The 14475-nt window shown below is 62.1% G+C and carries 14 protein-coding genes; 3 read left to right on the forward strand and 11 right to left on the reverse strand.

Annotation, left to right across the window (positions count from 1 at the left end):
- The first annotated feature begins 39 nt into the window (after positions 1–39).
- Positions 40–516 (forward strand): NUDIX domain-containing protein, encoded by a 477-nt coding sequence (locus J7I86_RS01905; RefSeq protein WP_214815089.1) that lies wholly within the window; start codon positions 40–42, stop codon positions 514–516.
- 2 nt (positions 517–518) lie between these two features.
- Here the strand turns inward: J7I86_RS01905 and J7I86_RS01910 are convergent, their stop codons facing one another.
- The 5 genes from J7I86_RS01910 to J7I86_RS01930 form a co-directional block, all read right to left on the reverse strand.
- Positions 519–2195, reverse strand: a complete 1677-nt coding sequence (locus tag J7I86_RS01910; RefSeq protein ID WP_214815090.1) for an MDR family MFS transporter — start codon at positions 2193–2195, stop codon at positions 519–521.
- Complete coding sequence (locus J7I86_RS01915) at positions 2192–2878, reverse strand: TetR/AcrR family transcriptional regulator (RefSeq protein ID WP_214815091.1); 687 nt, start codon at positions 2876–2878, stop codon at positions 2192–2194. Before J7I86_RS01915 ends, J7I86_RS01910 begins: the two co-directional genes overlap by 4 nt.
- A gap of 183 nt (positions 2879–3061) precedes the next feature.
- On the reverse strand, positions 3062–4489 hold the full coding sequence (locus J7I86_RS01920) for a class II fumarate hydratase (RefSeq protein WP_214815092.1): 1428 nt from the start codon (positions 4487–4489) through the stop codon (positions 3062–3064).
- Between the two features lie 87 nt (positions 4490–4576).
- Positions 4577–5191: a carbonic anhydrase gene (locus J7I86_RS01925; protein ID WP_214815093.1), complete on the reverse strand. Its 615-nt coding sequence runs from the start codon at positions 5189–5191 to the stop codon at positions 4577–4579.
- A 68-nt stretch (positions 5192–5259) separates the two neighbouring features.
- A complete protein-coding gene (locus tag J7I86_RS01930) occupies positions 5260–5961 on the reverse strand; it encodes a DUF4245 domain-containing protein (protein WP_309476641.1) in 702 nt (233 codons plus the stop codon).
- 200 nt (positions 5962–6161) lie between these two features.
- On the opposite strand from J7I86_RS01930, the gene glpX reads away from it, so the two are divergent.
- Positions 6162–7184 carry a class II fructose-bisphosphatase gene (gene glpX, locus J7I86_RS01935; protein ID WP_026542808.1) on the forward strand — a complete coding sequence of 341 codons (1023 nt, stop codon included), beginning with the start codon at positions 6162–6164 and terminating at the stop codon, positions 7182–7184.
- Between the two features lie 167 nt (positions 7185–7351).
- On the opposite strand, the gene J7I86_RS01940 is transcribed toward glpX, so the two are convergent.
- Genes J7I86_RS01940 through J7I86_RS01960 form a run of 5 tightly spaced genes read right to left on the reverse strand, consistent with a single transcriptional unit; the run spans position 7352 to position 12974 of the window.
- Entirely contained in the window at positions 7352–8287 is a 936-nt protein-coding gene (locus tag J7I86_RS01940; protein ID WP_214815095.1) for a peptidoglycan bridge formation glycyltransferase FemA/FemB family protein, read from the reverse strand.
- A gap of 3 nt (positions 8288–8290) precedes the next feature.
- Positions 8291–9541, reverse strand: coding sequence for a mannose-6-phosphate isomerase, class I (gene manA / locus J7I86_RS01945; RefSeq protein ID WP_214815096.1), 1251 nt, complete (start codon positions 9539–9541; stop codon positions 8291–8293).
- Positions 9542–9589: 48 nt separating this feature from the next.
- On the reverse strand, positions 9590–11212 hold the full coding sequence (locus J7I86_RS01950) for an LCP family protein (RefSeq protein WP_214815097.1): 1623 nt from the start codon (positions 11210–11212) through the stop codon (positions 9590–9592).
- Positions 11213–11226: 14 nt separating this feature from the next.
- The gene (gene purE, locus J7I86_RS01955) at positions 11227–11790 is read right to left on the reverse strand and encodes a 5-(carboxyamino)imidazole ribonucleotide mutase (protein ID WP_214815098.1); all 564 of its coding nucleotides are present in this window, start codon (positions 11788–11790) and stop codon (positions 11227–11229) included.
- Positions 11787–12974: a 5-(carboxyamino)imidazole ribonucleotide synthase gene (locus tag J7I86_RS01960; RefSeq protein ID WP_214815099.1), complete on the reverse strand. Its 1188-nt coding sequence runs from the start codon at positions 12972–12974 to the stop codon at positions 11787–11789. The genes purE and J7I86_RS01960 overlap by 4 nt, the downstream gene beginning before the upstream one ends.
- Before the next feature lie 180 nt (positions 12975–13154).
- Here J7I86_RS01960 and J7I86_RS01965 point away from each other — a divergent pair, with 180 nt between their 5' ends.
- Positions 13155–13721 (forward strand): GtrA family protein, encoded by a 567-nt coding sequence (locus J7I86_RS01965; protein ID WP_214815100.1) that lies wholly within the window; start codon positions 13155–13157, stop codon positions 13719–13721.
- A 2-nt stretch (positions 13722–13723) separates the two neighbouring features.
- Here J7I86_RS01965 and J7I86_RS01970 read toward each other — a convergent pair whose 3' ends face one another.
- A complete protein-coding gene (locus J7I86_RS01970) occupies positions 13724–14413 on the reverse strand; it encodes a TIGR03089 family protein (RefSeq protein ID WP_214815101.1) in 690 nt (229 codons plus the stop codon).
- Between the last annotated feature and the right edge of the window lie 62 nt (positions 14414–14475).

Here is a 14475-nt window from a genome sequence, read left to right on the forward strand (position 1 = left end):
ACTCACACACCACGATCGAATCGAAGGAAAACTGACACCATGGGTGCACCCGAATTCGTGCTCAAACTGCGGGAAAAGATCGGTAACGACCCCCTTTGGCTGCCGGCCGTGCGGGGAGTGGTATTCGATGACGAAGGCAGGGTGTTGCTGGGTCAGCGTGCAGACAACGGTCACTGGACACTCATCACAGGGATGCTTGAGCCGGGGGAGCACCCGGCCCCTGGTTTGGTGCGCGAAATCTTTGAGGAAACAGCGGTGGTGGCCGAGACCGAGCGCATTATCGGCGTCGGAGTTGTGGGCCCTGTGACCTTCCCGAACGGCGACGTGTGCGACTTCCTGGACATTACGTTCCGGTGCCGGTACATCTCGGGAGAGGCGCGGGTGAACGATGACGAATCACTGGCCGTTGGGTGGTTCACGCTGGACGACCTTCCGGGAATGAGTGCCGGAAATCTCGAAGCCATCAGGCTTGCCACGGAGCCCGAAGGCCCCGTGGCATACCAAGTGGAGGACTAACGCTACTGACGCCCCGCATCAGCTGTTGGACGGTCCTTTTCACCATCACCGGAGGCTGCCAGATCCGCTTCCAGGCGGGCAGTTTCAAGGCGCTTGGCCTCAAGCCTGTCTGCTTCCTCGCCACCCACAGCCTCGCCGCGCGCCACCATTCCGGCGGTATCGGAGAGGGGAATCTGCTTCAGTGTGATGGCCAGGATCAGTGCGATGGCAATGAACGGAACCAAGTACCAGAAGACGGGCGCCAGGGAGTTGGCGTAGGCATTGACGATCGCATCGCGCAACTGTTCAGGCATCTGGGCCAAGGCCTGGGGATCCAGGGTGCTGGTGGATTGTGAAGCCTGGTCAGCAGAAGCGCCGGCACCGGTGAAGGCCTCGGTGAGCGATTCCGCCAAACGGTTGGTGAAAATTGCTCCAAAGACTGCCACACCCAGCGATGCCCCTACTTCGCGGAAGTAGTTGTTGGTACTGGTTGCCGTACCAATCTGGTCAGCGGGAACGGAGTTCTGCACTACCAGGACGATGACCTGCATGATCAGGCCAAGGCCCGCGCCAAAGATGAAGAGCTGCACGCAGATGACCCAGATGGGCGTTGCCGCCGTGAGCGTGGTCAGCCACAGCATGGCGGCGATGGTGAGCGCTGCACCCAGGATGGGGTACATCTTGTACTTGCCGGTCTTGGAAATGCGGATACCGGAGTAGATCGATGTACCCATCAGGCCCACCATCATGGGCAGCATCAGCAGGCCCGACTCAGCGGCAGACGTTCCGGAAGACATCTGCAGGAACGTAGGAACGAAGGCAATGGCAGCAAACATGCCCAGGCCCAGCGTGAAGCCGATTGCCGTGGCGTTGATGAAGATGGGGTTCTTGAAGAGGCTCAGCGGAATGATGGGGTCCTCGGCGCGACGTTCAACCATCACGAAGGCAAAGGCGGCCAGCACCATGCCGGCGCCAAACGCCCAGGTAAGGGGGGAGTCCCAGCCCTCGTCCTTCTTGCCGCCGAAGTCGGTGAAGAAGATGAGGCATGTGGTGGCCGCGGAGAGAAACAGGACACCAAGGATGTCGATCTTCTTCTCTGCCTTCTTGTTGGGCAGCGTTAACGTGAACCAGGCGGTGATGAACGCAGCGATGCCGATGGGGATGTTGATGTAGAAAGCCCATTCCCAAGTGAGGTGGTCTACGAAGAACCCACCCAGCAAAGGACCGGCTACAGCGGAAAGGCCGAAGATGGCGCCCAGCGGACCCATGTACTTGCCGCGCTCCTTGGCGGGAACAATGTCAGCGATGATCGCCTGAGACAGGATCATGAGGCCGCCGCCGCCCAAGCCCTGGATGGCGCGGAAGATCACGAAGCCCCAGAAATCAGTCGCGAACGCGCAGCCCACGGATGCGAGCGTGAAGAGGGCGATGGCCGCGAGGAACAGGTTGCGACGCCCCAGGATGTCACCGAATTTGCCGTAAATGGGCATCACGATGGTGGTGGCAAGGAGATATGCCGTGGTGATCCATGCCTGGTGCTCCACACCGCCCAGCTTGCCCACGATGGTGGGCATGGCGGTGGAAACGATGGTCTGGTCGAGGCTGGACAGGAGCATGCCTGCGATCAGCGCCGAGAAGATAATCCAGATGCGTTTCTGGGTCAGCAGCAATGGTTCGGCTGCTTTCGAGAGTGTACTCATGCGGGGTCCTTCGAGGTTTCAAGGGGGTTGGGGCCCAGTTGTTGGTTCGTGGCCAGTGGCTGGGCGAAGAGTTTCCGTGCGGCGTTGAGGTTCTGTTCGAGGATCCCGCGGTACGGGCGCGCGTTGTCCTCCGAGAAGAATTGCTGTGCGGTTTTCTTGGAGACGGCCCCGAACAATGCGGTGGCCGTCATGACTTCGGGGTGATCCGGTTCCAGTCCTTCGCGGGCGGCAACCAGCGCGGCGAATTGACGTTCGCGGGCTTCCCCTTCGAGGGTTAGCCGCGCCAGGAGTTGTGGTTCGGCCGTGATGGCAGCGATGAACTGTTGGACTTCCGTGCGGCTGATGGATGAACGCTCCATCAGGGTCACAGTGAGCACATGCAGGGCTGCCAAAAGAGTCCCGGAGATGCTGCCAGGGGTGCGCGTTGGGTTCCGGTTGAAGGTCTCCAAGGCATCTTCGGGCAACTCATCCGAGAACGAGCCGATCACTGCGTCTTCCTTGGAGTGGAAGTAGTTGAAGAAGGTCCGGCGCGAAATCCCCGCTTCTTCGCACACTTCCTCAACAGTAAAACCGCTCAGGCCACGCGCCGCGGTCATGGAACGCGCGACGGCGGTGATCGCCGTCCGCGTGGCAGCCCGCTTGCGCTCGCGAAGACCACCGTCAGTATTTGCACTATTGCTCACAAAGTAAAGTTTTGCACTCTAATCGCGAAAGTGCAAAATCTACCAGAGTTCTTGCCTAGGTAATGACCCATAGGAAGGGTTTTGAGGGCATCTGCTGTACAAAACTTCCGGGTACGACGACGGCCGGTACCTTTCGTACGAAAGGTACCGGCCGTCGTCGTGCTGTGAGTTTTAGACCGAAAGTCAGGCCTTGTGGGCCGGGGCGGTCATGGTGGTTACGTCAAGAGCCTTGTCCAGCTGTGCCTCGGTGACCTTGCCTTCACCTTCACCGACGAAGCCGAGCTTCTCGGTGGCCTGGCGGATGGTCAGGCTTTCCTTGACGGCGATCTTTGCGATCTTGGCGGCGTTCTCGTACCCGATGTACTTGTTCAGCGGGGTGACGATTGACGGAGAAGCCTCGGCGAGGAAGCGCGCGCGCTCAACGTTGGCGGTGATGCCGTCGATCATCTTGTCGGCCATGACGCGGCTGGTGTTGGCCAGCAGGCGGATGGACTCAAGCAGGTTGGCAGCCATGACGGGGATGCCCACGTTGAGCTCGAACGCGCCGTTGGTGCCGGACCAAGCGATGGCGGTGTCGTTGCCGATCACCTGTGCGCAGACCATGATGGACGCTTCGCAGATGACCGGGTTGACCTTGCCCGGCATGATGGAGGAGCCCGGCTGAAGGTCCGGGATGGCGATCTCACCCAGGCCCGTGTTGGGGCCGGAGCCCATCCAGCGGAGGTCGTTGTTGATCTTCATGAAGGAGATCGCGATGTTGCGGAGCTGGCTGGAACCCTCGATCAGGCCGTCGCGGTTTGCCTGGGCTTCGAAGTGGTCGCGTGCCTCGGTCAACGGCAAGCCGGTATCGGCGGCCAGGAGCTCGATTACACGCTCCGGGAAGCCGGCCGGGGTGTTGATGCCGGTGCCCACAGCGGTACCACCGAGGGGAACTTCAGCAACGCGGGGGAGTGCGGCGTTGATGCGCTCAATGCCATAGCGGACCTGTGCTGCATAACCGCCGAACTCCTGGCCGAGCATGACCGGAGTGGCATCCATGAGGTGGGTACGGCCGGACTTGACGACGTCCTTGAACTCCACAGCCTTACGGTCCAGGGAAGCAGCAAGGTAGTCGAGCGCCGGGATGAGGTCGTTGATCAGGGCCGAAGTGGCGGCAACGTGTACGGATGTCGGGAAGACATCGTTGGAGGACTGCGAGGCGTTCACATGGTCGTTCGGGTGGACAACTTTGTCACTCCCGGCGGCCGCGAGGGCGCGCGATGCGAGCTCGGCGATGACCTCGTTGGTGTTCATGTTGGAGGAAGTGCCCGAGCCGGTCTGGAAGACGTCAATCGGGAAGTCGCCGTCGTACTTACCGGTGGCTACCTCATCGGCAGCAGCGGCGATAGCCTCGGCGAGCTCACCATCGAGCACCCCCAGTTCGGCATTCGCCAGGGCAGCTGCCTTCTTCACGCGGGCCAGGGCCTCAATGTGGGTGCGCTCAAGCGTCTTGCCGGAGATCGGGAAGTTCTCCACAGCACGCTGCGTCTGGGCGCGGTACAGGGCGTTCACGGGGACGCGAACTTCGCCCATCGTGTCATGTTCAATACGGAACTCAGTGGTGGAAGTCATGGGGCTAGCTTATGGCGATTGGACGCCTCACAGAAAACCCGGAGGGTAGTGCTACGTGCTCCGGCGCCACGGCCGGAGCACGTCTTCCTAGAGCTTGCCGATCCCGGAAACGAGGGCCGCACGGCCTTCGTCAAGCTTGTAGGACAATCCGATGACGGCAACGCGGTCGTCGTCGATGGCGTCGGAAATCACACGCGAGCTGTCAGCAAGACGGGCTGCCGTCTGCTTGACGTGCTCCACCACCATGTCGTTGACGTCGTCCTGGTTGTTGCGCTTGGCCGTCAGGACCGACGGCGTGATGCGCTCCACGAGGTCGCGGATGAAGCCCGGAGGCATCTCGCCCGTTTCCACAGCCGCTTTGGTGGCCTTCACGGCACCGCAGCTGTCATGGCCGAGGATGACGATCAACGGCACGCGGAGTTCGCTGATGCTGTACTCGAGTGAACCGAGGACTGCGTCGTCAATGACCTGGCCCGCAGTGCGCACCACGAAGGCGTCACCCAGGCCCAAGTCAAAGATGATCTCTGCAGCGAGCCGGGAATCCGAGCAGCCGAAGATCACGGCAAACGGGTTCTGGTTCTCAATCAGCGAAGAGCGTCGCGAAGCATCCTGGTTGGGGTGCAGGGATTCGCCGGAAACAAAGCGTTCGTTGCCCTCGCGGAGACGGCGCCACGCCAGGGCTGGAGTCAGGTAAGTAGGCACGAGCCTTACTTTACGACGCAGACACCGCAGTCCGTGAAACTGTTGCGCGGATTAACCCGGATAGCCGGTCAGGCGGAAGGCTGCGCGGAAGAAGTTGCGGTGGCCGGGACGCTTGCAGGCGGTGCCTGCTCTGCGGACTTCACGACGGCGGCCGCCAGGGTTGCGAACTCTTCCAGGTTTGCCGTGCCGCTGAGAACGATGGTGGTTCCGCGGTATTCCAGGACCATGCTGCGCTTTTCCTTGCCGGAGTCCCGCAGTTCCCATTCCTGGCCACCCGCGTCACGGGTGCCGGTGACGGGGAGGTTCTCCGTCTGCTGCAAAACCCACGTGGGGTTCGCCTGGCTGGTCTGGGTGAGTCCGATGAAATTCTCCTTGGGAGTCAGGAAACCGATCTCCCAGGTAGGCACGCCGCTGCCCGTGCCGGACTCCCACCGGGCGTAATTGGGCTTGAATGTGTCGCCGGTATCCGGGGTGACCGGTGTGAATCCCGCCACACCTGTGGCGTTGCGGGCGATGGCCGCGACGTCAACATCAGGCCGGAAACCCTCGCCCTTGGGCGCCGGGTTCATCAAAACAATGGGGAGGAAAGCCAGGACACAAACCAGTAGCGCAATGACCATGCCGATGACCGAAGCGTTGGCCCGCTTGGCAGCTTTCGCCGCAATGACGGGTTTAAAGGGGGCATCCGGGGCTGCCTGGGCATCATTTTGCTTGGCCGCTGCAGCATCAGAGGTGTTCTCTGCTGCGGGCTTGTCCTGCGTTTCACTCACCCCTCCATGATCCCTTATCCCGGCAGGGAACACACATCCGGCAACCTCACAACGGGTACTGGGGGCCGCGGTCATCCAATGACTCCCGGAGCACGTGGCGACTATGATCGTTGATAGAGGAACCCCGGGTTGCCCCGCGCAACCATGTCCGGTCCCGTGAATCGTCACTCGAAGAAGAGGTTCAAGTGTCTCCTGCACCAATGACCCAGCAGTATTCCACGATTTCGCCGTCGCTCGCCGTCGGCATCGACGAACCCGACCGCAACCTTGCGCTTGAACTCGTCCGTGTCACCGAGGCCGCGGCAATTGCCGGTGGCCACTGGGTAGGTTTCGGTGACAAAAACAAGGCAGACGGCGCCGCCGTGGATGCCATGCGTTCATTCCTTCAAACCGTCCACTTCAATGGCGTTGTGGTCATCGGTGAAGGCGAAAAAGATGAAGCCCCCATGCTGTTCAACGGTGAGCAGGTTGGTGACGGCACCGGTCCCGAGTGCGACGTCGCCGTCGACCCCATCGACGGAACCCGCCTGACCGCCCTCGGCATCAACAACGCCCTCGCGGTGCTGGCAGTTGCCGAGCGCGGATCCATGTTCGACCCCTCCGCCGTGTTCTACATGGAGAAGCTCGTCACCGGCCCCGAAGCCGCCGACATGGTGGACCTGCGCCTGCCCGTCAAGCAGAACCTGCACCTCATCGCCAAGGCCAAGGGCGTCAAAGTCAACCAGCTCAACGTCATGATCCTGGACCGCGACCGTCACCGCCCCCTCGTGGAAGAAATCCGCGAAGCCGGTGCCCGCACCAAGTTCATCATGGACGGTGACGTCGCCGGCGCCATCGCAGCGGCCCGCTCCGGCACCGGCGTCGACGCCCTCATGGGCATCGGTGGCACACCGGAGGGCATTGTTACGGCTTGTGCCATCAAGTCCCTCGGTGGTGTCATCCAGGGCCGCCTGTGGCCCACCTCGGACGACGAAAAGCAGAAGGCCATCGACGCCGGACACGACCTCGACCGCGTCCTGTCCACGAACGACCTCGTCACCTCGGACAACTGCTACTTCGCAGCAACCGGCATCACCGACGGCGACCTCCTCCACGGCGTGCGCTACCAGAAGGACCGCGTCATGACGCAGTCAATCGTGATGCGCTCCAAGTCCGGGACGGTCCGCTTCGTAGAGGCAGAGCACCACGCTTCCAAGTGGGAGACATACGCGCGCAAGCCGTAACCTCCACTGCTGTCGCGTCTTTGACGCGAAAAGCGCCCCATCGCTCTGCGGCTATCTCCTCGTACCTCGTCGATTTGATGCCGCTCCCGCGATGGGGCGCTTTTCGCTGTCCAGAGGAGATTGCGTGGGCGCCCGGCCTTGCGCGCTATTGGGGGTGACGGTGGGGCCTAGCGGAGTTTGTCGCGGAGTTTTCTGGCCAGCTGGTAGGCGCCATAGCGGAGCTTGTTGACCGGGAGGTCCCAGGTGCCGGGGTAGGAGACTTCGCGTCCACCGAATGACTTCTTGAACGCAGTGAAGCCCGCCCATTTGTGGTCCGGCTGGTCTTCGGGGGCCACACCCCAGAGGTCCACGTGTTTGAGGCCCTTCTCCTTGGCGTCAGCCATCAGGGTCACCAGGAGGGGGATGCCCGCGCTGAGCTTGCGATGGGTATCATCCAGGGCTGCGTGGGCGTACACGCGGGTGTCCGCGGAGTCGTAGGTGAAAGCAGCGGCGATCGGTTCGCCCTCAAGCTCCGCGATGAACAGCGTCCCAGCGCCGTTGGGCAGCAGGGAGGCAGCTACTTGGGTAAGGTACTCGTCACTTTGGGGCTTGAAGCCGTTCCGTGCAGCTGTCAGGTGGAGGAAGTGCAGGAGAATTCTGATGTCGGCGGGATCCCGTGAAGCGCGGAACGTCACGCCCTTCTTGTGGATGTTCCGGTAGAGGTTCCTGTTGGTCGGCTTCATGCCGGCCAGGACATCCTTGAAGTCCCCCTCAAGATCCACGATCCAGCTGAGCTCAGGCTGCTGGTTGACCGGCGCGGGCCTCAAGCCGCGGGCGCGAAGGAGGGAACCGGCGTCGGACGCTGTAAGTCCTGCGGCTGCGGGCTCCATCCGTACGAAGACCGCACCCTCATTCTTCGCCAGTGCCACCAAGGCTGCAGTGGCGGCGTCGAAAGCTTCCACTGACTCAGCCACAGGGCCGTAAGGAGCGTAAATGACCTTGCCGGCATGGTTCTTCTCCTCGATGGCGAGGAAGCTCCAGCCGGGTCCGGACTGCTCGTGGACACGGCGTCCCAAGGAACGCTGGACAGCCGCCCACGCGGGCGTTTGCAGGAAAAACTCCATGGATCAGTTCCCCAGGCCGGTGGTCACGGCGAAGGCAACACTGACGTCCGTGGCACCCTGCACCGGGTGGACGTTGACGGGCGCTTCGATGTCGGGGATGAACGCAGCGGCGCCACGCTCAAGCCGGAGGTCGCTCTTGGGCGAGTCGAGCAGCACCGAACCGGCGACCACCACGACGACGGCCGGCCCGGTTTGTGCCAAGGGCACCGGTTCGGCGCCGGGGCCAAGCTCAATGCGCTGGAGCTGGAATTCCTTGAATGGCGGCCGATACAGTTCCTGACCGAACTCCGTCCCGCTGAGCTGGACACGCGGCACGCCGAGAGCTTCGAAGCGTACGGTCCTGAGAAGCTCAGGGATGTCCAGGTGTTTGGCGGTGAGGCCGCCGCGCAGCACGTTATCGGAGGAAGCCATGACTTCCACACCCAAGCCGTGGAGGTAGGCGTGGATATTCCCGGCAGGCAGGTACACAACCTCGCCGGGTTCCAGAGACAGGTGGTTCAGAAGGAGCGAGATGAGGACGCCGGGATCGCCCGGGAAGGCCTCATTGATGTCCAACATCGCGGCAAGCACCTCACGGTGCGGTTCCAACGGCGCGCCGGCGGAGAAGACGGCCACCACTTCGTTGATCGCATCGGAAACCTGGCTGCCGCCCTCGATCAGACGGCTGAAAGCTGCTTTCAGGGCAGCGGACTCGTCAGGCAAAGCAAGGTCCGAAATGACGTTGGTCATCACGGACGGAACAGTGACGGCAGCGGAATCAAGGACGCGGGCCAGATGCTCAAAGACCGCTTTGGACGCGGAGGGAGGGCGGAAGCCACACAGAGCCTTGAACGGAGTCAGGGCAAAGATCATCTCCGGTTTGTGGTTGTCGTCGCGGTAGTTGCGTTCTGCTGCATCCGCGGGGATGCCGGCGGCGTTCTCGCGGGCGAACCCTTCCTTCGCCTGATCCAGGCTTGGGTGCACCTGCAGGGACAGGGGCTGGCCGGCAGCGAGGAATTTGGTGAGGAACGGCAGCCGGGGTCCGAACTCGGCGATGCTTTCCGAACCCAGGCAGCGCAGGGGATCCGAGGCGATCAATGCGTCCAGTGGCTGAGTGACCCCGTTGGGGTGGACGGCTGTGGAGGGGGAGTCCGGGTGGGCTCCGATCCACATTTCTGCTTCGGGACCACCCGATGCAGGCCGACCCAGCAACTCGGCAATCGCCGTCGTCGAACCCCACGCATAGGGTCGCAAAACATTCTCAATCTGGTACACGAAAGAAAGTCCTTATCGTCGCGCTGAACGTGAGGGGCGGAAGGCAGCTTACAGCGGCGCGCACTGTCCGTTGGTAGCCACCAGATCCCGGATGCCTTGCTCATCGCCTTGGGCTTTGAGGCCGTTCAGCAACTCGATGGTGATCGGAGTGCCGTCGGGTGTGGTGGTCACCGGCGTAAAGTCGGCCGATGGCGACGGCAACTGGCTGGCAGGTACGGACCCCGCCAGCGGACCGGCTGCCATGACGGCCCCGGCAGTAGCTCCGTCATAGGAAACGACGGCGTCACGCGCCTTGGGCGTGTTGGACGACGCCAGAACTTCCTGGACCTTGGAATGGATCAGGTCAAAGTCGGGCACCGTGGAGAAGGAAGCGTCAAAATCCGGGGGCCCGATAGTGAGGCGCTTGACCGGCTGGTTCTTGGACTTCAAAGCGAGGTCCACGAAGCTGCCCAGCTGGTTGGAAGAAATATTGGAGTCGACCACCTTGGTGCCGGCGTTGGCGATGTCCTCGAACTTGGTGAGGAGGGTGGCGGGGTCCAGCTGCTTGAGCATGGCCTGCTGCACGCACTGTTGGCGCGCAATGCGGGCGTAGTCATCCACGAATTCGCGGGACCGTCCGTACCACAGGGCCTGGAACCCATTCAGCTGCTGGTCCCCGGCGGGGATCCAGCCATCAGGCATGCCGTGAATTCCGTTGGCCTCATCAGTGACGGGACCACTGATGGGCACCCAACCTCCGGCCTTGATGCGGATTCCGCCCATGGCGTCGATGAGCTTGGCGAAGCCGTCCATATCCACCAGCACATATGCCTGGACGGTGATGCCCAACGTGCCGGACACAGCTTCGAGCGTGGCCTGGGCGCCGGGATCGGGAACTCCCGGATAGAGATCCTGGTAGTTGTTGGTGACCTCGGTGTTAACGGCGTTGATGAGGCATTCGTCGCCGCAGTTGTAGCCATCCGGGTAGATCTTGCGCATGGGCGAGCCCTCGCTGAACTGCGCATTCTGAAGGTTACGCGGGACGGAGATGATGGCGCTCTCGCCCGTTTTCGCATCGACGCTGATGACGGAGAGGCTGTCCGGCCGGCGACCTGTCCTGTCGTCGCCGGCGTCGCCGCCCATCATGAGGAAGTTATAGCGTCCGTCCACGGGATCAATGGCAGGACCGGCGTCGAAGATGCTGCCAATCGCATTTCGGCTCACGTTCAGCACGTAGGCGAGGTAGCCCAGGGACCCGCTGGCGATGACAGTGCTTACTGCCAGGACCACAGCGATGATGGGCCGCATTCCTGGGGCCAGGAGTCCAGGCCTGATGATCCGAAAAGTATTGAGGAACAGGAAAGCCCAGCCCAAGGCCAACGCCACCAGAATCACAATGATGAACAACGAGCCCACGGGGTGGGTGGCAAGGCTGAGCAGCAAGCTTCGATTCACCAAAGCAATGGACAGCGTGAGCAGGGCAAGGGCCCACACCGTAATGGTGACGCGCAAAGCAATGCGGCCAAGTTTGCGGTCCCCGGCAACGATTTGGGCGCTGCCGGGAACAAAGAGAGTGAGGAGGACCAGCACAAAGGCGCGTTTGGTCCGCACCGGAGCGCTTGCGCCGGACGGATAGCGGACGGGATCAGTCAGGGCGGAACCGGGCTGACCCGGGGTCTTGTGCATGGTCATCAGCCGCTGCCTTCCTAGCGGGAGCTCCGGGCGGATGCGTTGGCGGGGGAGAAGACCTCTTCTACCTTGTGGCGCAGGTTTTCGCCCTTCTTGGTGGCGACGTCATTCAATTCCTGGGCAAAGGTGAGGAGGTCTGCGCGAAGCCTGGACGCAAGTTCATCGGTTCCTGAAGCCAGCATACGAACAGCAAGGAGTCCCGCGTTGCGGGCGCCCGCGATGGACACCGTGGCTACTGGAACGCCGGCAGGCATTTGCACGATGGACAGCAGGGAGTCCATGCCATCAAGGGTTTTGAGGGGGACCGGGACTCCGATGACCGGAAGGGGCGTAACCGACGCCAGCATGCCGGGGAGGTGGGCTGCGCCACCGGCGCCTGCGATGATGACGCGCAGGCCGCGTTCATGGGCCGTCTGTCCGTAACGGATCATTTCGGTAGGCATGCGGTGGGCTGAGACCACGTCCGCCTCGAAGGGGATGCCGAACTCGGCCAGGGCGTCCGCGGCGGCCTCCATGACCGGCCAATCGGAATCCGAGCCCATCACGAGTCCAACCAGTGGGGCTGTTGTTTCCGAAGTCATGCGGTCTCCTCAAGGGTGGTCTGTTCCGGTTTCCGGCCGTCACGGATGATGTTGGCTACCGCGGTAGCGCGCTGGCGGACGGACTCGACATCGGAAACCGAGCTACCAACGAGGTTCACGTGGCCGATCTTGCGGCCGGGGCGGACGGACTTGCCGTAGGAATGCACTTTTGCCGCAGGTTCGAAGGCCAACGCCATAGGGAAGGCTTTGAAAAGGTCTTGGTTGTCGCCGCCCAGGAAGTTCTTCATGACCACCACAGGTGCCAGGGCATCGGTGGCGCCCAACGGAAGGTCCAACACGGCCCGCAGGTGCTGCTCGAACTGGCTGGTGATGGAGCCGTCCTGCGTCCAGTGACCAGTGTTATGCGGTCGCATGGCCAACTCGTTGATGAGGAATCCCACTCCGGCTCCCGGCGTTTCGAAGAGTTCTGCAGCCATCACCCCAGTGACGCCGAGCTCGTTGGCAATGCGGAGGGCCGCCTCTTCGGCGGCAGCAGCCACTTCAATGGAAATGTTCTGGGCGGGTGCAATCACTTCGTCGCAAACCCCGTCCACCTGGATGGTGTGCACCACGGGCCAGGCACGGGATTCTCCACTGGGACTGCGTGCCACAAGGGCTGAGAGCTCACGGCTGAAATCAACCTTGGCTTCGGCTAGCAGGGGGCTCATGGCCTCGAACCAGTCGGCTGTGTCCCGGGCGTCGTCCGGGGAGTCAACAATCCGCACACCCTTGCCGTCGTAGCCGCCGCGGGGCGTCTTCAGAACTACGGGCCAGCCGATCCTGTCGCCAAAGCCCACCAGTTCCTCAACGGTGTTGACCGCAGACCACTCGGGGTTAGGCAGCCCAAGACGATCAATGGCAGCGCGCATCACCAGCTTGTCCTGGGCGTTAACCAAAGCATCAGGGCCTGGCTGGACGTTGACGCCGGCGTCCAGCAGGGCCTGGAGGTGCTGGGTGGGGACGTGTTCGTGATCGAAGGTCATGACGTCCAGGCCCTTGGAGAACTCAAGAAGAGCGTCCAGGTCCTTGTAGTCGCCAATGGGCGCCGTGGCCACTGCGGCCACGGCAGAAACGTCCTCACCCTCGGCCAAAACACGGAGTTCGAAGCCCAGGGCGGTAGCGGGCGGAGCCATCATTCGTGCGAGTTGGCCGCCGCCAACAACGCCAATTACTGGAAAAGTCACAAGGTTCAGCCTACCGAACCGCTGGCGGGATCACTGATTCTGCCGCCCCCGTGGACGGTTTTTTGCAACGTAGAGGGCCAGTATCGGCCTTCTCACAGCCCCCTCAAAGGCAGCGCAGGGAAATCGGCGCTAAAATGAGCTTGGCCCATCGGCCCACTTTTTCAACGGCCATGGAGGGTCATGATCACCACACTTGCAGATCGCATCCGCGGACTTGCCTCACTTTTTTGGCGTGAGGTAGCAAAGTTCGGCGCCGTCGGCGGTGTTGCTTTTGTCATCGACTCGGCGGTTTTCATCTGGCTGTTTTCCGGTCCGATGCACGGCAGCGAAGTGTGGGCGAAGGCTATTGCGACGATTGTTGCGAGTATTTTTTCCTGGGTGGCAAACCGCTTCTGGACGTTCCGGCATCGTAAACAGGCCAACGTTGTCCGAGAGGCCGTGCTGTTTGCCGTCATGAACCTTGTGGGGCTCCTGATTGCGTCCGGTTGTGTGTGGTTCGCCAAGTACATCCTGGACCTCAACGACAAGCCGTCGCTTTTCATCGCCGGCAGCGTCGTTGGCCTCATCCTGGGCACTATCTTCCGTTTCTTCGCCTACCGCTTCTGGGTGTTCAACGAAGAGCTGGACGCCGAACCCGAGTTCTCGCATGACCACGAGATTATCGATCTTCACCACAAGTCCAAGAGCGGTTCCGAAACAGGCGTGAACCCTGCAACCGGTGAATTCCCCTCGGTCAAGAATCTCTAACGCTAAGGACGGCTGACGCGCTCGTTCTCGAGCAGGTGCTCGGTCACGTCCAAGTCCGGGTGTACCAGGACTACGGAGCCGTCCTCTTTCCAAGCGCCCAAAGAAGCTGCCAGGCATCGCTCCAGGCCTTCGGCAGCGCGTACCAGCAGACGGACGCCCGGCTCTTGAGTAGCAGCAAAGCCGTCAATAAGTTGTTCATGGCGCAGCCCTGCGGTTCCGCGTACAGCGGGCAAGCCCGCCTCGGGTTCGGTGTGGGCCATGAAGACGTCACCGTGGGAACGGACTTCAGCCGCGTAATCCACGACGCCGGATGGCAGCTCTCCCGGCCAGCGCATGGCTAGTGCCGCGAGCGGCACGGCGACGATTGCCCCGAAGCCGGCGCCGTCGTCGGGCTTGTCCGTAGCCAGGAGGTCTGCCGAGGTGTCGTCGAAGACCACCTCCATGCCCAGTTGCCAAGCGGCCAAGGCCCAGACGAAGGATTTCCAGTGCGCCGGGAGGTCCAGCCTGATTGACATCCCGGGTTCAGCGTCAAGTTCGTCCTGCAGCAGGTTGCTGGTTTTGGCTACCCAGTTGTCCAGGACGCGGCCTGAAAGCTCAACCCGCTCGGAGTCGGGACCGTACCAGGTGAGTCGTGGTGACGTTGAATGACCGGATCGCAGGGCAGTCATCAGGTTCGTTGCCGGGATGCTCATGCCTCAATCTTGCCACGGTGGTTCCGTGGTGTGCTGGGCATTGTGCCGCGATTGTGAATTGC

Source organism: Arthrobacter sp. ISL-95 (assembly GCF_018613695.1).
Taxonomy (GTDB): Bacteria; Actinomycetota; Actinomycetes; order Actinomycetales; family Micrococcaceae; genus Arthrobacter.

Coding starts and splice junctions, on each gene's coding strand:
- J7I86_RS01905 (WP_214815089.1), top strand. CDS start 40: ATGGGTGCACCCGAATTCGTGCTCAAACTGCGGGAAAAGATCGGTAAC.
- J7I86_RS01910 (WP_214815090.1), bottom strand. CDS start 2,195: ATGAGTACACTCTCGAAAGCAGCCGAACCATTGCTGCTGACCCAGAAA.
- J7I86_RS01920 (WP_214815092.1), bottom strand. CDS start 4,489: ATGACTTCCACCACTGAGTTCCGTATTGAACATGACACGATGGGCGAA.
- glpX (WP_026542808.1), top strand. CDS start 6,162: ATGACCCAGCAGTATTCCACGATTTCGCCGTCGCTCGCCGTCGGCATC.
- J7I86_RS01940 (WP_214815095.1), bottom strand. CDS start 8,287: ATGGAGTTTTTCCTGCAAACGCCCGCGTGGGCGGCTGTCCAGCGTTCC.
- J7I86_RS01950 (WP_214815097.1), bottom strand. CDS start 11,212: ATGACCATGCACAAGACCCCGGGTCAGCCCGGTTCCGCCCTGACTGAT.
- purE (WP_214815098.1), bottom strand. CDS start 11,790: ATGACTTCGGAAACAACAGCCCCACTGGTTGGACTCGTGATGGGCTCG.
- J7I86_RS01965 (WP_214815100.1), top strand. CDS start 13,155: ATGATCACCACACTTGCAGATCGCATCCGCGGACTTGCCTCACTTTTT.
- J7I86_RS01970 (WP_214815101.1), bottom strand. CDS start 14,413: ATGAGCATCCCGGCAACGAACCTGATGACTGCCCTGCGATCCGGTCAT.